Here is a 19,625-nt window from a genome sequence, read left to right on the forward strand (position 1 = left end):
CCCGAGCTCGGCCAAGGTCTGCACCTACAACTCAACCGCTGGCAATCTCCAACTGGATATTGCGCCGTTCCAGATCCACACTCTGAATCTTCACCTGCACCGGCATCTCCAGCCTGAACTCGCCTTTGGCGGTGTGATGCACCTGCCACACCGGATCGAACTCTGCCGTCTTGTCGCGCCAGCCTTTGACGTTCACAAAGCCGCTGACGCCCAAGCCATCAAGCTGCACGGAAAAGCCGGTCGGCGTCAGGTGCTGAATCTCTCCGGACACTACTTCCCCTTCTCTGGGCTTCAGATAAATGGCCTTGAGCCAGTGTTCGGTGAAATTGGCCACCGCCCGCATACTGCCCTGCGCTTCCTGCATCCGGGCCAGTTGCTCCGGCGTTGCCTGTGGCACCGGTTCGCCACGCCACAGCGCCTTGAGCTGTCGGTGCAGAAACAGGTCCAGATACTTGCGGATGGGTGAGGTAATCGTCGTGTAGTGCGTAAACCCGAGACCCCAGTGTGGCCGCGGCTCGGCAGCCAGTTCGGTCCGGCGATAACACTTGCTCAGCAGGCGATCGAGCGGCAGGCCGTCATGTTGGCGCGCCTGCTGCAGCACGGGCAACATGGCCTGAAAGGCGGACAGATCTTCCGGCACCTTGCCCAGAGCCTGCTCCAGCAGTTGCCGAACCGTATCAACCTGCTCTTCACGAAAGCCATCATGGCACAGAAAAAGCCCTGCCTTGTGCTCGGTCAGGTGACGGGCAGCCAGATGATTGGTGAGCAGCATGACCTCCTCGATCATCTGCTGCGCGCGGTTGCGTTCTTCTTCTTCAATGGCTGTGACCTGACCGCGTTCATCAAGCCGCAGGCGGTAATCGGGGCGCTCTGGCATCACCATGCAGCGCTCCTGGCGGAAGCTGTGCAACCGGGCGGCCAACTGGTCCAGGGCCTGCAACTGTTCCAGCAAGGCCTCAGGGGTGACGTCGGACAAGGGTCTGGTGGTCGTTTCGATGATGCCGTTTTTCAACCAGCCACTGACTTCACCATAATTGAGCTGGGCCCGTGATCGGACACGGGCGAATACAATCCGTGTGTCAGAAGCGACGCCCGTTGCCTTGTCCAGCCGGGTCTGCAGCAACAGCGCCGGGCGCTCGACATCCGCCTGCAGGGCACACTGCTCTACCGCTATCTCGGGCGGCAGCATATGCAGGGTCTCGCCAGGAAGGTACTGGCTGCTGTAGCGCTGCAGCGCAGACTGATCTAGTGCACTGCCAGCATCGACAAACAGGCTGGGGTCGGCAATGGCGACACTGAGCTGCCAGCTGTTTCCCTTGTCAGCGACACAGACGGCATCATCCATATCCCGGGTATTGGTGCCGTCTATGGTCACCAGAGGCAAATCCGTGGCGTCTTCGTAGTCGTGCTGCGCGGCCAGCCGGGCAGTCGCATCGAGCTTCGCCACGGCCTTCTGCACCGCAGAGGGAAATTCGGCCGTAGCGCCAAAGCGGGCCTTGGCCACGATGTGTTCAATAAACAGCGTCTTGTCATCACCCAGAACAGAGTCGACTCGGGCCAGTGCCCGCCCATCTTCAAAAGGATGACGCTTCAGCGTGCACTTGACCCAACTGCCTTCCGCGGCGCTCTCCGCACTCTTGTGATTGAGCATCACCCAGCGATTGAAGCCCGGATGATCCGGGCGCACCCATTTGCGGCCGCTTTTTTCCACCACCTGGCCGACAAAGGTATCCAGCCGTGTTTCGAGCAACTGCTCGACCACTGCCTGTGAGCGCCCATCCTGATCGGCCAGCGTGAACTCGATACGGTCACCTGGCAGCACTCTCTTCATTTCATCCGGGTTGAGAAAATGGCTTTCTCCAGCTTCTGTGACCACGAACCCGTAGCGGTTCGGCGTGCCGCGCACGTCGCCGACGAACAGATCCTTGTCTTCATTCAACTGGGTTTTCAGAGAGGCAAGCTGGGACAGCGCATTCGAATCAAGCATGCAGAAACGGGCTCATTGCAGATGGGTGGGTAATGCGTCGATTATACTGGTTTGGCTGCTTTGACGACACCATAACCGGGATGAAGTAGTAGGGCGTTCAGGGTACCATCGTGCCCTTTGAACCCACCACCGGGCAAAAGCCGGGGAAAACCATGCCTGAACTGTTCAATACTCTTTGGTTCAATCTTTTGCAGCACTTCGCTGTGGCACTGGCGATACCGGTGCTGGTGGGCTACTTCTGTGCTTCGCGGTCCTCATGGGAGCGCCTTTCCATCATTACCATCTGCTTTGTCATACTGTGGGTATTGTGGACCGCGCTGCTGAACATGCAGTTGCATGCCGACCTCGCACTGCTGATTGCTGCTGTCGCCGTCTATACCTTTATTCGCAGTGTGGCGCGCCTCAAGCCTGCGCAGAGCAAGCCAGCGAAAAAGCGGGCCGATTAAAGAGCAAACGCCTGTTGCACGCCGCTGAACGGGCATTCGAACTGCAGCGCCAGAAGCTCCACGGGTGCCAGTTCCAGTCGGCTTTCGTCGCCTTCCTCTGTGGGCAGCAACAATTCTGCGGCGGGCACCGATTCGCCGGCACAGGGCAGGCTGACTTCCATTGCTGCGGCCCAGCGCAACAGGCTTTCTACAGACTGAATTCCACCGCTGACATCCAAGCGTGTGCTCCGATTGCCAGCCTGATACTCCAGGTTCTGCACCGACAGGTCGGACAACCCTGCGTCACTGCAGGCGGCTGCCACCAGCGGGGATGCTGAGCCATCGGCCTTTTGCAACCTGGCCCGCTGGTCGCCCGACAGCAGCAGTCGCCAGCGGGCCTGAATTTCGCCGCTTTCCCAGTGTTCAAGGAACCTGGCACTGGCCCGCTTGTGATGGCTGACCATCACCAGGCCGCGTGCTGCCGCCGGCACCAGAGTCAGTGGCCAGGCAGGCCTCTGCTTGTGAAAGTACAACTCCACCTGGCGATCCAGACAGTTGTGATCACCCCAGTCACTGCCCATGCAGAACACGCCCGCCGGCTTCTGCCACACGGAGTAGATATCGTTGTCCTTTACCAGGTGGCTCTGTCGGATGGGCTGCTCGAGCAGGGCTTCGTCGTAATACACTTCGAGAACGTCACCGGGTTTCAAGTCGGACATGGCACGGCGCAGCCGGTAGCGCGGAGAACTGCCTCGCCGCAGCCAGACACCGCCGGCATTCATCAGTTTCTTCAAACGCGATTTGGACAGATTCACATTGTCCACCAGAAAGTCGATGGCGATCAGCGAATCTGTGGTTTCGACCTCCAGCGCGGCACTGGTTTTCAAGTTAGCCTCCGGCCCGGATGGAACCCTGGAAAAGTTGCGGCCGCCGATTATGGTGGCAGGGCAGTTTCAGCGCAAGAGAGACAGTGCGTAGTGATCCGTCATGCGTATAGTTGCAGTATAGAAACTATAAGAGCCTGCCCAGCCCACTAACATAACACCCGTTGAAATTTGACCGGTTTTTTTGCCCATGCCCTTTAACGCACGTCGTCTGTTGCCCGTTCTGCTTGCTGCCCTGATTCTGGCGGGAGGCTGGTGGGGTTATGGACAGTTGACGGCACCAGACGACAGCCCCCGAGCTAGCAGTGGCGGTGGTGGTGGCCGGGCCATGCTTGGCGGTCGCGCCGGCAACGCCAGCATGAACCTGACCGCACCCGTGGTGCAAACGGTCACCGCCGACTTCAGTGCCCGGCAGCCTGCGCTGCAGTTGTTCGGGCAGACTCGCTTTGGGCGCAGCTGGGAGCTTACCAGCGAACTGACCGCGCGCGTGCAACAGATTCATGTGGAAGAAGGCGATCGAGTCACTGCCGGTACCCTGCTGATTACGCTGGATGCTCGTGAACTGGAACGGAGCCTGACGCGTGTCCGCAGCGAGATCAATGAAATGGAGGCCCGCCTGCGCCGGGAGCGCCTGCAGGGCGAATCTGATCAGGCCAGCCTGACCCTGGAGGAAGAGCTGCTGGCGCTCAATGAACAGGCCCTCGGGCGGGTCGAGGACCTGGCGAACCGCAATCTGGCCTCCGCCAGTGATGTGGAATCTGCACGGCGCAATGTCATCACCCAGCAACAGACCCTGCAAAGTCGAAGACTTGCCGTTGCCGGCCTGGACGATACGCTCGCCCAGCTTGAAGCCCAGTTGCAGAGTTTGCGTCAGGAAGCAGAAGACCTGACCGAAGACCTGGAACTGACCCGCATTGAGGCACCGGAATCCGGGCTGGTGGAAACCATACAGATACAGCCGGGCGCGCGCGTCAGTGCCGGCAGCCAGTTGCTGTCTCTGCAAAGCACCGACAGTTTTCAGGTCAGGGCCACCCTGCCCGCCTCACGCGCCAACCTGCTCAGCCGGGAGCAGCCACTGACCGGCCACATGCGCTGGCAGAATGAAGACACGGAACTGGTGCTGCAAAACTGGGGCATACGCAACGAGGACGGTGGCATCCCGGTGACATTCAATGTGCTGAATCCCTCGCCACCGCTGATTGCCGGCCAGTTCTCGACCCTGACTGTCCTGTTGCCGGCGGTAGACAATGTTCTGGCTGTTCCAGCCGGGGCCATCTACGGCAACAACCGAATCTATACCATCGATGCTGACAACCGGCTGCAGGGCCATACCGTCAACATAGTCGGCCAGGACCCGGAAAGACCGGGAGAAGGCTATCTGATTGCAGCAAATGGCGTCGAACCCGGAGCCAATGTGCTGACCACGCGCCTGCAGCGCCCGGAAACCGGGCTGCGCATACAGCGCCTGGAGAGCCGCAACGGACGCCCGGCGGATCAACCGGAGACTGACGGGTGACCAATCTGATCTCCTATTTTGCCCTGCATCGGGTGGCGGGCAACATCATCATGTTCCTCACCATTCTGGCGGGCCTTTGGGGATTCCAGCAACTCAACTTCCAGCTCTTCCCGACCTTCACTTTCAGCAATGTACAGGTCAATACCAATTGGTCTGGCGCAGCCGCAGAAGATGTTCAGGAGGCTGTATCCATTCCACTGGAAACCGCACTGCTTGGCCTGGCTGAGGTCAGAGGCGTGCGCAGTACCAGTACCGAAGGACGATCACAACTCAGGGTAACCCTGACGGAGGGGCTGGAGTTCGAGGATGTGCAGACGCTGCTCAACGAGACCGTGGAGGGTGTCAGCCTGCCTTCTGATGCCGAAGAGCCAGTGGTGCGCCAGGCGGCTTTCCGCGAAACCGTGGGCAGCATACTGGTTTATGGTGACGCCCCGGTCTCCCAGTTGTCGGCGCTCGGGCAACAGTATGCGCGTGAACTGCGCTCGGCAGGTATTGCCGAAGTCACGATGGACGGCGCCGTCAGCGAAACCCTGACCATCCATGTACCGAGCGAACAGTTGCTTGCTCTGGACATGACCATGAATGACCTGGCGCAACTGATTCGTGCCCAGAATATCAATGCGCCGGCCGGCACTCTTGAAGCCGACGGCCAGACCCTGCAACTGCGCGCCCAGGGGCAGTCGCGATTGCTGACCGAACTGTCAGCGCTTCCGGTACGGCAGACCGGCAGTGGCAGTGCTGTCACCCTGGGTGACATTGCCAGCTTCGAGTCAGCCGTCGAGCGCAACCAGAACTACTACTATCGCGGTCAGCCTGCTGTCCGGCTGAACCTGTCTCGCCAGGAAGACGACAACTCCCTGGAAGTCGCCCGCATCATGAACCAGTGGCTGGACGATGCACGGCCCGGACTGCCCGAAGGCATCGAGCTGCACACCTATCGCGAAAGCTGGCAGACCCTGGCCACGCGGCTGAACATGGTGGTGGAAAATGGCCTGCTGGGCATGCTGCTGGTCATCTCCGTACTGTTCATATTTCTCAATACCCGGCTGGCTTTCTGGGTGGCTGTTGGCATCCCGATCTCGTTCATGGCCACCTTCCTGATCATGGGGCTCAACAACATCACCATCAATGTGATTTCGTTGTTCGGCTTCATGATCGCCATCGGGATCATTGTCGATGACGCCATAGTGGTGGCCGAAGACACCCAGGCGCAACGGGATGCCGGTGCCGCCAGCGGTCATGCTGCGGTCAATGCGGCACGCCGCATGTTTCCCCCCGTGCTGGCCTCCTCGCTTACCACTATTGCCGCCTTTCTGCCGCTGACCATGGTCGGAGGCCGGTTCGGCAGTCTTATGGTGGACATCCCGCTGGTCGTGATCTGCGCCATAGTAGCGTCGCTGATCGAGTGTTTCATTATTCTGCCCGCCCACCTGCATCACAGCCTCAAGGGCACCGACGGCAAAAAACCGAGCCGGTTCCGGCGCACCGTGGACCAGGGGTTCATGGCCTTCCGGGAAAACTGGTTTCGCCCCACAGTAAAGTTTGCGGTGCGCAATGGCCTGATCACCGTCAGCGCCATGGTGGCGGCCGTTTTCCTGACGCTGGGCCTGATTCGCGGTGGTCTCGTGCCCTGGACGCCCTTCCCTGATCTGGAAGGCAGCACCATGAACGCCCGGGTCAGCTTTACTCCGGACTCTTCGCCCGAGCAGGTGGAGGACTACATGCGGCTTCTGGAAGAAGCTCTGTATGCCACCGAAGGGATCCTCGACTATGACTTTGTCGATACCGCCGTCTACAGTGTCAACCGCAATGGTCTCAACGGCCGCATTGATGTGGAACTGAAAGCGGCTCGCGAGCGCCCCTACACGACGCAGGAAATACTCAATGCCTGGCGCCAGCAGATGCCGGTGGTGGACGGGCTGCGCGAGCTTGCCTTCACCCGCACCTGGGGCGGGTTGGGCAATGCCGATGTCACCATCCAACTGACCGGGGATGATGTCGAAACACTGAAAAGTGCGTCGCTGGCACTGCAGGCGGCACTGGACGAACTGGGCGGGCTGACCGATATCGAGGATGATCTGCCGTTCGGCTCCGAGCAGTTGCGCTTCACCTTGTCGCCGCAGGGCCAGGCACTCGGCCTGCGGTTGAACGATGTCAGTGCCTATGTGGCCAATCAACTGCAGGGGATCGAAGTCCAGCGCTTTATCGCCGGTGGTGAAAGTATTCCCCTGACACTGCGCCTGCCGGAGAGCGAAACACGCAATTTCAGGGCCTGGGAGACGTTGCCCTATCCGCTGCCGGGTGGTGGCTGGGCCCCGCTGGGAGAATTGCTGCAGGCCGAGCTGACCGAAGGCATCGACCGCTTGCAGCGCACCGATGGCCGCATGGACATTCAGGTGGTTGCCAGCTTTGCCGATGACAGTGAGCGCACTGTTCTGCTCGATCTCATAGAACAGGAGGTGCTGCCGGCCATGACCGCGGAGACCGGCATCAGCATGTCACTGGCCGGAGAGCGGCAGGAAGAGGAGGAAACCGCGCGCGACATGCTGCTGGCTCTGGCGGCGGCACTGCTCATGATGTATCTGATCCTGGCTTGGGTGTTCAGCGCCTGGACCTGGCCGCTGGTAGTACTCATCACCATACCCTTTGGCCTGACCGGGGCCATTTTCGGGCACTGGATACTGGACCTGCAGTTGTCTTTCCTCTCATTGTTCGGCCTGTTCGGGCTGTCCGGTATTGTGGTCAATGATTCCATCGTGCTGATCACGTTCTACCGCCGCTTGCGCGATGAGGGCCTGGCCATCGAGGAGGCCGTGGTTGAGGCGGCCTGTCAGCGCCTGCGGGCCGTGTTTTTGACCTCGATAACGACCATTGCCGGCCTGTCCCCGATTCTGTTCGATCCGTCGATTGATGCGCAGTTCCTAAAGCCGCTGGCGGCCGGGATTGTCTTCGGGCTGATGTTCAGTACCTTGCTGATTCTCTTGCTGGTGCCTACCCTGCTATTGTGGCTGGAACGCTGCAACGAATGGCTTGCCCGGCTGAGGAACCGCCCTGACCATGCTGTCGAACCCTTTTGAAGGCACCAGCACCTTTTACAACAAAACCTCGGGTGCCTTGCTGGCATTGCTGCTGCTAAGCGGCTGTGCGTCTTTTGCACCCTCTCCCGGTGCCCCGGAATGGCCGGTGGGTGTCGAGCAATGCCGCGAACTGTTGCTCGCCCAGCCCGGAGACGGCGATGCCATGACACCGGCAGCCGGGCACCGGCCTGCGGCTCAGCCCTATTTTGCCCTGGACAGTCTGCACGCTCATTTTGCGGTCGACACACTTGATCATGCCGCATTCAGCGAATGGAAAGCCGGTGTAGTGTCGCACAGTTGGGAAGAACTGGCTGCGCACCAGACCCGCTCACATGGAGAGCCGATGGTCTCGAGCCGCGGCTGCCTGGTGCAACTGGCCCAGGCCACACCCCAGGAATACTGGGCGGATTATGCCCGGGAAGCCCGAGACCAGGACCTGTACCGCGACTGGCAACGCTGGGCTGGTCTGTACCCTCTGGCTTCCCCGGTGGTGACCTGGCGTATTCGCTCGGCGCAAGCGGATTGGCGTAATGAGTATGGCGGGCCCTTCGACGGTGACGGGGTCATCTACCGACCGACCGAGGCGCACGACACAACGCCGGACCATGCCCAAATCGCCGAGTGGATGGCCGCTGCCTATGCGGACAACCCCCTGGGGCTGCCACGCCTGGGCGCTGAACAACTGTCGGTTCTGCAGGCTTTGCATGCACCGGAACTCAAGGTGCTGCAGGGCTCGGAGGCAGACCGCCTCGGCGGGGTCACCGCCGCCGATGGTGAAGCCCGTTTCTCGGAGTCTTCAGCGTTGGCGTATCTGGATCACGGCTTTGCACGCTATGATGATCGTTATCTGCTGCAGCTCAGCTACACCTTCTGGTTTCGCGAGCGACCCAGACCTCATGCACTGGATATCTATGGCGGCCCCTGGAACGGCATCACCTGGCGGGTCACCCTGGATGAAAGCGGTCAGCCTTTGCTCTTTGATGCCATACACAATTGCGGGTGCTATCACCAGGTCTGGAAGCCGGACCGTCATCTGGTGCGCACGGATATTGGTCGGGAGGAACCTCTGTTTCTGCCCTTGGACTGGACCGGCCGGCCCCGTCTGACGCTGCTGCCCGGCACGCACTATGTGCGCCGGGTGGTCAGCGCTGAGCGTGATCCTGAAGACGTGGTGACAGAGAGACAGACGTATGCGTTCCGACCCTATGATGATTTGCTGGCGCTGCCTGACGAGGCGGGAGAGTATCGAGCGGTAAGTCTGTTCGATGATGACGGACTGATCCGGGATTCGGCTCGCCTCGAACGCTTTGTACTCTGGCCGTTCGGCGTTCAGTCACCCGGCGCCATGCGACGCAATGGCACGCATGCCATTGCGTTTGTGGGCAAGCGCCAGTTCGACGATCCACTGCTGTTCGAGCAGTTACTGGAGCCGAATTAAAGGCGGCTGCGCCGCCGTTGTAGGCGCCGGCCTTGGCCGCGCTAGGCCGCAGGCCCCCTTGGGCTCAACTGTCTTTCTTGCTGCCTGCAGCGGTGCTGCGCTTGCTCGCCGTGCCGGTACTTTTGCTCGGCGTACTAGTGGTTTTGCTGGCGGTCCCGGTACTCTTCTTCGCCGCTGCTGTACTGCCCCCGGATGTCTGCACCATCTTGGTGATGTTGTCGCCCAGACTGCCCAGAATATCCACCGGCAATGGGAAGACGATGGTGGAGTTCTGCTCTCCGGCGATATCAATCAGCGTCTGCAGATAGCGCAACGTCATGGCGTTCGGGCTCTTCGAGAGCTCTATCGCAGCGTCAGTCAGCTTTTCTGCCGCCTGCGACTCACCCTCGGCGTGAATGATCTTGGCACGCCGTGACCGTTCTGCCTCGGCCTGGCGGGCAATGGCGCGAATCATGCTTTCATCAAGGTCGACATGCTTGATCTCGACATTGGTGACTTTGACACCCCAGGCGTCGGTGTGCTCATCCAGTATTTCCTGGATATCCGAGTTCAGCTTGTCGCGCTCCGACAACATTTCATCCAATTCATGTTTACCCAATACCGAACGCAGGGTTGTCTGCGCCAACTGGCTGACCGCGTCGTAGAAATGTTCCACATTGATGATCGCCGCTTTCGGCTCAACCACGCGGAAATAGACCACTGCGTTCACCCGCACCGAGACGTTGTCCTGGCTGATCACATCCTGCGACGGCACATCCATCACGACGGTACGCAGGTCAACCCGCTCCATGGTCTGGATAAACGGAATGATGATCACCAGCCCGGGCCCCTTGACGTTCTGATAGCGACCCAGCAAGAACACGACTCCGCGTTCGTATTCCCGCAGAATTCGGATGGCATACAGCAACAGCAGAACTGTAAAGCCTGCCAAAACTGCAATAGTATAAAAGCCGATCATACTCATGGTCCTTTCTCCTCAGTTTCATCCGCTGACACAGAGACGGCCACCGGTTCAACACGCAACTTCAATCCATTCTGATTTACCACGACAACGCTTTGGCCACGCTGCAGGGGTTCTGCCGCCTGCGCCTGCCACAATTCACCATTTACCAGCACCTGCACTGCGTTGGGACCCCCTTGACGTACTTCCCCCGTCATACCCACCATGGCCTGCTCACTCGGGACTGTTTTCATGCGCAGCACTTTCCCCACAGCCAATACTATGTAAAGCACCACCAGGCCGCTGACGGCAGCCACCGCGCCAATAATCTCGTAAGGCATTTCCATCCCCGGTACATCTGTATCTATCAACATGACGGAGCCCAGCACAAGTGCAACCACGCCACCCAGACCCAGTATGCCGAAACTGGGCACAAAGGCTTCCGCCACTATCAGCAGGGCACCCAACACCATCAGCGCCAGGCCAACATAATTGATGGGCAGCATCTGCAGCGCGTAGAGGCCCAGCAGCAAACTGATGGCCCCAACGACGCCGGGTACCAGTGCACCGGGGTTGTAGCCCTCGAGAATCAGCCCATAGATACCGATCAACAGCAACAGATAGGCAATCTGCGGACTGGTAATCAGCGCCAGAAACTCGTTTCGCCAGTCTGGATCATAGTCAATGACGGGCAGGCCTGCCGACTCGATGATCTGGGTGCTGTGTTCCATCTGCACCACTCGGCCGTCCGCCTGCGCAATGAGATCCTCGATGTCGGTCGCCACTATGTCCACAACGTTCTTTTTCAATGCTTCACTGGCCGTCAGGCTGACCGCCTCGCGCACAGCCTGCTCCGCCCAGTCGGCATTTCGGTTGTGGCGTTCCGCCAGCCCTCGAATGTAGGCTACCGAGTCATTGATCACCTTGCGCTCGGCGGCGGTCATGCCCTCAGCCGTTTCAGCCGGCTCTTCGGTGGCCCCATTCCCGGTCGCTTCGCCGTTCATGGCTTCACCGGCGGCTGCATCTTCTGCGCCATCAGACCCGTTGTCCGGGTTTGTGTCCAACTGCAGGCTGCCACCCATCTGCACCGGAGTCGCGGCCCCCAGATTAGTGGACGGTGTCATCGCCGCGATGTGACTGCCATACAGGATATAGGTGCCAGCGCTGGCGGCTCGGGCGCCCGCAGGATGCACATAGGTCGCCACCGGCACAGGGGACTGCAGTATGGCTCGAATGATGTCCCGGGTTGCGGCATCCAGACCGCCCGGTGTATCCATGCGAATCACGATCAGCCGGGCGCCGTCATCAGTGGCCTGCTCCATACTCCGGGTCAGGTAATCGGTTGTGGCGGGACCAATGGCGCCGTCGACGGTCAGCTTGGCCACATGGGGGCCCGGCGTCTGTTCGTTGGCCTGCCCGAACAGTATCAGCCCGCCCAGAATCAGAGTCCCGAAAGCCAGCAGGCGCCGCCTGACCGTCCATTTATGAAATCGCTTACGCATGGCCGTTACTCTTTTTCTCACGCCGCAAAACGGCTGATATTTAGTCAGTATGGTAGCTGCAGTACGAATTTCAAAGTTTGGCCCTGAAGTCGGACCGGAAGAACTTGTACCGATTTCTTGATCTAGGTGGATTCTTTTGCCATTCTCGAAGTTAACGGTTCGCCCTTTACATGGTCTGGACGCGTCCTCCATGCGCTGTAAAGCGAGCCGCCTACCCATAGGGAAAGCAACAATTACATTAGAGAAAACAGAGAAGCGATTTCACGCTTCCATATCAACGAGGGTAAATGACAATGAGGTTTCAATCACTGATCAAGACCACAGGCATCTCTGCCGTGGCACTCGCAGTAGGCCTATCTTCTTTTGCAGCACAGGCTCAGGACGTCTGGCGGTATGCCCATGAGGAATTCGAAGACGACGTACAGGATGTCTTCGCCTATAAATTCAAGGAATACGTGGAAGACAACTCGGACCATACCGTCCAGGTATTCCGTTTTGGCGAGCTTGGCGAGTCTGACGACATCATGGAGCAGACCCAGGCCGGCATCCTGCAGTTCGTCAATCAGTCCCCCGGCTTTACCGGTTCACTGATTCCGGAGGCGCAGATCTTCTTCATTCCGTATCTGCTGCCCACCGATGAGGAGACGGTCGTCGAATTTTTCAACAACAGTGTGGCCATCAACGAGATGTTCCCCGAGATGTATGCCGAGCAGGGCCTGGAGCTGCTGCAGATGTATCCGGAAGGGGAAATGGTCGTCACTGCTGATGAAATCGTCCGCTCTCCGGAAGACATGCGCGGCAAGAACATCCGTACCATGACCAACCCGCTGTTGTCGGAAACCTATCGAGCCTTTGGTGCCTCTCCGACACCACTGCCCTGGGGTGAAGTCTATGGTGGCCTGCAGACCGGCATCCTCGACGGCCAGGAAAACCCGATTTTCTGGATCGAGTCTGGCGGCCTCTATGAAGTATCACCCAACCTGATCTTCACTGGCCATGGCTGGTTCACCACAGCTCTGATGGCGAATCAGGACTTCTACAACAGCCTGTCTTCTGACGACCAGCAGTTGGTGCAGGACGCTACCGCCTTTGCCTACGACTACATCCTGGACCACATTTCAGGTCTGGCCGATGAGTCACTGCAGGCCATCATGGACGCCAGCGATGATGTGACCGTGACACGACTGGATGAAGACGAAATCCAGGCTTTCCGCGATCGGGCTCCGCAGGTGGAAGAGCGCTTCCTGGAAATGACCGGTTCTCGTGGTGCTGAACTGCTGGACCAGTTCAAGGCTGACCTGGAAGCGGTAACCAACTGATTTCCCGGTTCCTCGGGAAACCACAATGACAATAACCGTGCCGGATCTCCGCGGAGATCCGGCCCATTCTCTCTGCAGGCTTCAGGCTGCAGAGAGAATGGTTCCGGGCAGAAGGGAGCATTCACACCATGTCTGATACATCCACCTCTGGGGTGAAATCCACCCTTCCGGGTATCCTTGGGCATATCGACAATCTGCTGGCCAAGGCGGAGTCTCTGATTCTGGCGTTGGGCGTTCTGCTCATGGCGCTGAACACCATGGCCAATGTCATCAGCCGATTTTTGTTGGGTGAGAGCCTGCATTTTTCGGAAGAGGTCAATCGCATACTCATCGTCATGATCACTTTCGCCGGTATCGGGTATGCAGCCCGGCATGGTCGGCACATCCGGATGTCGGCGATCTATGATGCCTTGCCCCTTCCCGTCCGTCGCATCATGATGATCATCATTGCCCTGATCACCGGTGCCGTCATGTTCATGCTGTGCTACTGGTCCATCGGCTATGTACAGAGCAATTTCCGGTCAGGCCGTGTGCTGCCGACACTGGGCTACCCCATCTGGTTCATCTATATCTGGGTCCCGATCGGGCTGGCCGTAACCGGTATCCAATACTGGCTGACAGCGATCAAGAACATGACATCGTCAGATGAAGTCTACCTCTCCACAGCCGTTACCGACGGCTATGACGAAGAGGAAGAATTACTGGAGGACCTGAAAGAAGAGCTGCAACAGCCCGAGCCTGACAGCGATCAAAAAGACTGAGCCACAGAGCGGAGGGAACACTGATGGCTACAATAATGATAATCACCATGATCGGGTTGCTGTTGTTGGGCTTCCCGATGATGATCCCGCTGACCGTCGCCGCCATCATCGGCTTCTACATGACGTTCAACGGGTTTGGTCAGATGGGGACCATGATTCAGCAGATGATGGGCGGCATTCGCCCCACCGCGCTGATAGCCGTACCCATGTTTATACTTGCTGCTGACATCATGACCCGAGGTCAGTCGGCACAACGCCTTATCAATATGGTCATGGCCTTTATCGGCCATATCAAGGGTGGGCTCGCTGTCAGCACAGCAGCTTCCTGCACCCTGTTTGGTGCGGTATCGGGGTCAACTCAGGCAACCGTGGTGGCCATCGGTTCTCCCCTGCGCCCGCGGATGCTGAAAGCCGGTTACAAGGACCCCTTTTCACTGGCCCTGATCATCAATTCCAGTGACATCGCTTTCCTGATCCCGCCCAGTATCGGCATGATCATTTATGGCGTCATTTCAGGCACCTCGATTCGCGAGCTGTTTATCGCCGGCATAGGTCCTGGCCTGCTGATTCTGTTCCTGTTCTCCCTGTACTGCATCTTCTACGCCTACATGAACAAGGTGCCAACGGAGCCACGGGCAACCTGGGGTGAGCGGGGGCAATCCATTGTTCAGGCGCTCTGGCCAATGGGCTTCCCGGTACTGATTGTCGGCGGTATCTATGGCGGCCTTTTCAGCCCCACCGAAGCGGCCGCTGCGTGCGTGCTGTATGCCCTGCTGCTTGAGTTCGTAGTGTTCCGCTCCCTGAACACGCGCGATATCTACAAGATTGCCAAGTCGACCGGCCTGATTACGGCGGTGGTATTCATTCTGGTCGCTGTCGGCACCGGGTTCTCGTGGATCATTTCCTTTGCCCGTATTCCGCAGACCATGCTCGAAGCCATCGGCATCATGGATATGGGCCCCAATGGCGTGCTGATCACCATTGCCATCGCGTTCTTTGTCGCATGCATGTTTGTCGACCCGATTGTGGTCATTCTGGTGCTGACGCCCATTTTCGCGCCGGCCATTCAGGCCTCGGGACTGGATCCGGTACTGGTGGGTGTCATGATCACCCTGCAGGTGGCCATAGGGTCAGCTACGCCGCCCTTTGGGTGTGATATATTTACCGCAATAGCCGTGTTCAAACGACCCTATTGGGAGGTCATCAAGGGAACACCACCGTTTGTGTTCCTGTTGCTGCTTTCTGCCGGGTTGCTGGTGGCTTTCCCGCAAATAGCCTTATACCTGCCAACCCTGGCCTTTAGATAGGGCCTTAGACGTTTGGAGTGCTGTCCATGATCACCGCCAAGGTGTTTGCCATTCTGATGACCCTGCTGGCCCTCATCCTCGGGGGCCTGTCCGGGTATCAGTATTTCCAGTCGACAGAACGTGATGAAACGGTCGCCGCGCTACGCGGCGACGTTGCTGACCTGACACGGTCCAATCGCGATCTCGAAAACGAGCTGACCCGTGTGCGCAGCGAGCGAGATCAACTCGCCGCGCAGGCCGAAGACCTCGAATCAGACCATTCAGCGGCGGCCGACACTGCGGCGGAGCTGAATGCACGCCTGACCGAGATCACGGCAGAGCGTGATGATCTGGATTCAAGCCTCATCGAAATGACCACTGCACGCGACGAACTGCGCGCCGAGCTCCGCCAGCAGCAGGAAGAAACAGCAGAACTGGCCGCTGAGCTGGCAGCAGCCCAGGATGCACTCGCCACAGCCGAATCCGAACGGGATGACGTGGTGGCCGAGCGGGATACTCTGCAGGATGAACTGGCTGCTGCCCAATCTGAACGCGATGACCTGGCGGCTGAAAGGGACAGCCTGCAGGACGAGCTGGCTAACGCCCAGTCCGAGCGCGATGACGCAATCACCGAACGAGACAGCCTGCAGGACGAACTGGCCGCCGGCCAGACTGAGCTGGAGCGAACACGAGCTCAACTGAGTGGTCGCGAAGAGACCATGGAAGAACTCGAAACACGCCTGGAACGCGAACAGTCTGCACTGGATGAGCTGCAGGGGCGCCTGAATCTGGCCGAAGTAGAACGCCAGCAATTGATCGAGCAGCGTCAGGACGGTCAGACATTGATCCAGCTCCCGGAACGTATCCTGTTCGGCACCGGCTCTGCCGGCCTGTCAGACGATGCCGTGGATGCCCTGCGCGAAGTGGCTCTGGCCGTCGAGAGTTTCCCCGACTATACCCTGTCGGTGATCGGACACTCGGACAGCCGGGCCATTGGGCCGACGCTACAGTCCGTTTATCCGACCAACTGGGAATTGAGTGCAGCCCGTGCTTCGGCAACAGTGCGTGCACTGGCCGATCTGGGTATCAGTGAAGACAGAATGAAGGCAACAGGCGTAGCCGCCACCCAGCCTCTGGTCGAGGAAGTGGACGACGCCAGTCGCCAGCAGAACCGGCGTATCGAAATCATTCTGGAACCGCCCCTGCAGGTGCAAAACCTGCAGGAGGCCAGCCGCCAGTGATCGGGGCCTTGCCTGGGTAGCTACACTGTAGGCGCTGGCTTGCCTGCGCTCGGCGGCGTCAGCCGCCTTCTGTGGGGCCTGCGGCCCCATCGCGCACAGGGCCGATGCGTCGTACCGGCGCTCCTACGGAGGTGGTGCCTTGTTCTCGTAGGAGGCCAGCCCTCTGGCCGATGGCAGCGCCAGCCGCCCTGAATTACATATAGGCGTTTTCGGTCTGGGAGTGATCGGTCACGTCGCGGATGCCGCGCAGTTCCGGCAGGCGCTCCATCAGCGTCTTCTCGACACCCTGCTTCAGGGTGATATCAACCGCACTGCAGCCCTGGCAACCGCCGCCGAAGCGCAGCACAGCAACACTGTCTTCGGTCATCTCAACCAGTGACACCTCGCCGCCATGAGCTGCCAGCCCGGGGTTGATCTCACTCATCAGGATATAATTGACGCGATCCGGCAGCGGGCTGTCCTCCGATACCTTGGGCATCTTGGCATTGGGTGCCTTGATGGTCAGTTGTCCGCCCATCTTGTCTTCCTGGAAGTCCACTTCCGCTTCTTCAAGATAAGGCAGGCTGTTGTGTTCCAGATAAACCCGGATATGCTCCAGCTCGAGCAGTTCGTCCGTCTCGGCTTCTTCACCGGGACGACAGTAAGCGAGACAGGTTTCCGCATAGCGCGTACCCGGCTGGGTGACGAACATGCGTACCGACATGCCTTCCACATTCTGGCGCTCCAGCAGGTTGGCCAGGTATTTCTGTGCACTTTCCGATACCGTTACTACGGGGCTGTTCACTTCGGTCATCTGGGTTCCCGGTCTCCGACACTGTTGGTGTTCAGGACCCAGTATAACGAATCGGATGCCGCAACGAAATACCTTACCAATTTACTTGGTTATTAGATAACAACACAGCACTTAACCTATATCAAAGTTTTTTGATATACTTGCGCAACTTTGATGGCAGCACGGCACAGGAACATCCCCATGGCAGATCGCAGTACCCGGATTCAGCAGCTTCATGACGCTGTCAAAGACCGCATTCTCGTGCTGGATGGCGGCATGGGTTCACTGATTCAGTCGCACCAGCTGGAAGACCGGGACTATCGGGGTGACCGCTTTGCCGACCTGCCGCAGGACCTGAAAGGCAACAATGACCTGCTGTCGCTGACCCGGCCCGATGTGATCACCGGCATCTACAACGCCTACCTGGACGCCGGTGCGGACATCATTGAAACCAATACCTTCAATTCGACGCGTATCTCCCAGGCCGACTATCAACTGGAAGAGCTGGTCTACGAGATCAATGTGGAAAGCGCCCGCCTGGCGCGAGCAGCTGCCGACGCCAAGACCGCCGAAACACCGAACAGACCCCGCTGGGTGACGGGTGTGGTCGGCCCCACCAGCCGCACCCTGTCAATCTCGCCAGATGTAAACAACCCGGCCTACCGCAATGTCACCTTCGACGAACTGGTGGACAACTATCAGGAAGCCACGCGCGCATTGATCGAAGGCGGTGTTGACCTGATTCTGATCGAGACCATCTTCGACACCTTGAATGCCAAGGCGGCCATCTTTGCCATCCACTCGGTGTTCGATGAAGTCGGCTTCGAGCTGCCGATCATGATCTCCGGCACCATTACCGATGCCTCCGGGCGCACGCTCTCTGGACAGACCACGGAAGCTTTCTGGTACTCCGTCAAGCATGCCCGGCCCTTCTCGATTGGCCTGAACTGCGCCCTGGGCCCTGAAGAGCTGCGCCCCTATGTCGAAGCCCTCTCCGACATTGCTGACACCTATGTGTCCGCACACCCCAATGCCGGTCTGCCCAACGAATTCGGCGAGTATGACCTGGATGCCGAAGGCATGGTCAAGACCATTCGCGACTTCGCCGACAGTGGTTTCGTCAATATTGTCGGTGGCTGCTGCGGTACCACCCCGGAACATATCCGGGTGATCAGCAACGCCATGCAGGATTACAAGCCGCGGCCGATACCCACCATAGAGCCACGGCTGCGTCTCAGCGGTCTGGAGCCCTTTGTCGCCGAAGACAACATCATCTTCATCAATGTCGGTGAACGCACCAACGTCACCGGGTCGGCGCGTTTCCGGCGCCTGATCAAGGAGGATGCCCTGGACGAAGCGCTGGACGTGGCCCGCGAGCAGGTCGACAACGGTGCCCAGGTCATCGACATCAACATGGACGAAGGCATGCTCGACTCTGCCGCCGCCATGGAGCAGTTCCTGAAGCTGATTGCCTCCGAGCCGGACATCAGTCGGGTGCCCATCATGCTCGACTCTTCCAAGTGGGAGATCCTCGAGGTGGGCCTGAAGAATGTACAAGGCAAGGCCATCGTCAACTCCATCTCGCTGAAGGAAGGTGAAGAACCCTTTCTGCGTCAGGCCCGCCTGTGCCTGCGCTACGGTGCCGCGGTCGTGGTCATGGCGTTCGACGAAGACGGCCAGGCAGACACCCAGGCGCGCAAGATCGAGATCTGCGAACGCAGTTACAAGCTGCTGGTCGAGCTGGGCTTTCCGCCGGAAGACATCATTTTCGACCCCAATATCTTCGCCATTGCCACCGGCATCGACGAACACAACAACTATGCGGTGGACTTTATCGAAGCCACCCGTTGGATTCGCAAGAACCTGCCGCATGTCTCGGTCAGTGGCGGCCTTTCCAATGTCTCCTTCTCCTTCCGCGGCAACAACCCGGTGCGTGAAGCCATCCACTCTGTGTTCCTGTATCACGCCATCAAGGCGGGCATGAACATGGGTATCGTCAATGCCGGCCAACTGGTGGTGTATGACGACATTCCCGAGGCACTGAAGCATGCGGTGGAAGATGTGGTGCTGAACCGCACCCCTGAGGCCACCGAGAATCTCCTGGCGCTGGCTGAAAGCTACAAGGGCGACGGTCAGACCGAGCGCAAGGAAGATCTGGCCTGGCGCGAGGCGCCGGTCAACAAGCGCATTGAGCACGCGCTGGTCAAGGGCATCACCCAATTCATCATCGAGGACACCGAAGAAGCCCGCCAGCAAGCCGAGCGCCCCATCGAGGTGATCGAAGGCCCACTGATGGACGGCATGAATGTGGTCGGCGACCTGTTTGGTGCCGGCAAGATGTTCCTGCCCCAGGTGGTCAAGTCGGCCCGCGTCATGAAACAGGCGGTCGCCCACCTGATTCCTTATATCGAAGCTGAAAAGACCGAAGCCAGCAAGCCCAAGGGCAAGATCCTGATGGCCACGGTCAAGGGCGATGT

The 19,625-nt window shown here is 59.1% G+C and carries 14 protein-coding genes; 9 read left to right on the forward strand and 5 right to left on the reverse strand.

Features of this window, described 5'->3' with window-relative positions; genetic code table 11:
• Window positions 1-31: 31 nt before the first annotated feature.
• Complete coding sequence (locus tag LAT62_RS08005; RefSeq protein WP_293381658.1) at window positions 32-1,987, reverse strand: VacB/RNase II family 3'-5' exoribonuclease; 1,956 nt, start codon at window positions 1,985-1,987, stop codon at window positions 32-34.
• 152 nt (window positions 1,988-2,139) lie between these two features.
• Between LAT62_RS08005 and LAT62_RS08010 the strand changes: the two genes are divergently transcribed.
• A complete protein-coding gene (locus LAT62_RS08010) occupies window positions 2,140-2,433 on the forward strand; it encodes a hypothetical protein (RefSeq protein WP_293381661.1) in 294 nt (97 codons plus the stop codon).
• On the opposite strand, the gene LAT62_RS08015 is transcribed toward LAT62_RS08010, so the two are convergent.
• Window positions 2,430-3,299 carry a hypothetical protein gene (locus tag LAT62_RS08015; RefSeq protein WP_293381664.1) on the reverse strand — a complete coding sequence of 290 codons (870 nt, stop codon included), beginning with the start codon at window positions 3,297-3,299 and terminating at the stop codon, window positions 2,430-2,432. The two genes, LAT62_RS08010 and LAT62_RS08015, sit on opposite strands and share 4 nt — an antisense overlap.
• Window positions 3,300-3,486: 187 nt before the next feature.
• Between LAT62_RS08015 and LAT62_RS08020 the strand changes: the two genes are divergently transcribed.
• Genes LAT62_RS08020 through LAT62_RS08030 form a run of 3 tightly spaced genes read left to right on the forward strand, consistent with a single transcriptional unit; the run spans window position 3,487 to window position 9,327 of the window.
• Window positions 3,487-4,812 (forward strand): efflux RND transporter periplasmic adaptor subunit, encoded by a 1,326-nt coding sequence (locus LAT62_RS08020; RefSeq protein WP_293381667.1) that lies wholly within the window; start codon window positions 3,487-3,489, stop codon window positions 4,810-4,812.
• Complete coding sequence (locus LAT62_RS08025) at window positions 4,809-7,889, forward strand: efflux RND transporter permease subunit (RefSeq protein ID WP_293381670.1); 3,081 nt, start codon at window positions 4,809-4,811, stop codon at window positions 7,887-7,889. The genes LAT62_RS08020 and LAT62_RS08025 overlap by 4 nt, the downstream gene beginning before the upstream one ends.
• Window positions 7,870-9,327, forward strand: a complete 1,458-nt coding sequence (locus LAT62_RS08030) for a hypothetical protein (RefSeq protein WP_293381673.1) — start codon at window positions 7,870-7,872, stop codon at window positions 9,325-9,327. Before LAT62_RS08025 ends, LAT62_RS08030 begins: the two co-directional genes overlap by 20 nt.
• 64 nt (window positions 9,328-9,391) lie before the next feature.
• Here LAT62_RS08030 and LAT62_RS08035 read toward each other — a convergent pair whose 3' ends face one another.
• Window positions 9,392-10,285: a slipin family protein gene (locus tag LAT62_RS08035; RefSeq protein WP_293381706.1), complete on the reverse strand. Its 894-nt coding sequence runs from the start codon at window positions 10,283-10,285 to the stop codon at window positions 9,392-9,394.
• A 2-nt stretch (window positions 10,286-10,287) separates the two neighbouring features.
• Window positions 10,288-11,769, reverse strand: a complete 1,482-nt coding sequence (locus tag LAT62_RS08040; RefSeq protein WP_293381676.1) for a nodulation protein NfeD — start codon at window positions 11,767-11,769, stop codon at window positions 10,288-10,290.
• 293 nt (window positions 11,770-12,062) lie between these two features.
• Between LAT62_RS08040 and dctP the strand changes: the two genes are divergently transcribed.
• The 4 genes from dctP to LAT62_RS08060 all read left to right on the forward strand — a co-directional run bounded on the left by dctP (window position 12,063) and on the right by LAT62_RS08060 (window position 16,376).
• On the forward strand, window positions 12,063-13,088 hold the full coding sequence (gene dctP / locus LAT62_RS08045; protein WP_293381679.1) for a TRAP transporter substrate-binding protein DctP: 1,026 nt from the start codon (window positions 12,063-12,065) through the stop codon (window positions 13,086-13,088).
• A gap of 128 nt (window positions 13,089-13,216) precedes the next feature.
• Window positions 13,217-13,849: a TRAP transporter small permease gene (locus LAT62_RS08050; protein WP_293381682.1), complete on the forward strand. Its 633-nt coding sequence runs from the start codon at window positions 13,217-13,219 to the stop codon at window positions 13,847-13,849.
• A 23-nt stretch (window positions 13,850-13,872) separates the two neighbouring features.
• Window positions 13,873-15,156 carry a TRAP transporter large permease gene (locus LAT62_RS08055; protein WP_293381685.1) on the forward strand — a complete coding sequence of 428 codons (1,284 nt, stop codon included), beginning with the start codon at window positions 13,873-13,875 and terminating at the stop codon, window positions 15,154-15,156.
• A 26-nt stretch (window positions 15,157-15,182) separates the two neighbouring features.
• Window positions 15,183-16,376 (forward strand): OmpA family protein, encoded by a 1,194-nt coding sequence (locus LAT62_RS08060; protein ID WP_293381688.1) that lies wholly within the window; start codon window positions 15,183-15,185, stop codon window positions 16,374-16,376.
• 193 nt (window positions 16,377-16,569) lie between these two features.
• Here LAT62_RS08060 and nfuA read toward each other — a convergent pair whose 3' ends face one another.
• Window positions 16,570-17,169 (reverse strand): Fe-S biogenesis protein NfuA, encoded by a 600-nt coding sequence (gene nfuA / locus LAT62_RS08065; RefSeq protein ID WP_293381691.1) that lies wholly within the window; start codon window positions 17,167-17,169, stop codon window positions 16,570-16,572.
• 180 nt (window positions 17,170-17,349) lie between these two features.
• On the opposite strand from nfuA, the gene metH reads away from it, so the two are divergent.
• On the forward strand, window positions 17,350-19,625 hold a 2,276-nt coding region (gene metH / locus LAT62_RS08070), incomplete at its 3' end, for a methionine synthase (protein WP_293381694.1).

Origin of the sequence: Natronospirillum sp., from assembly GCF_022565775.1 — a bacterium.
Classification (GTDB): Bacteria; Pseudomonadota; Gammaproteobacteria; order Pseudomonadales; family Natronospirillaceae; genus Natronospirillum.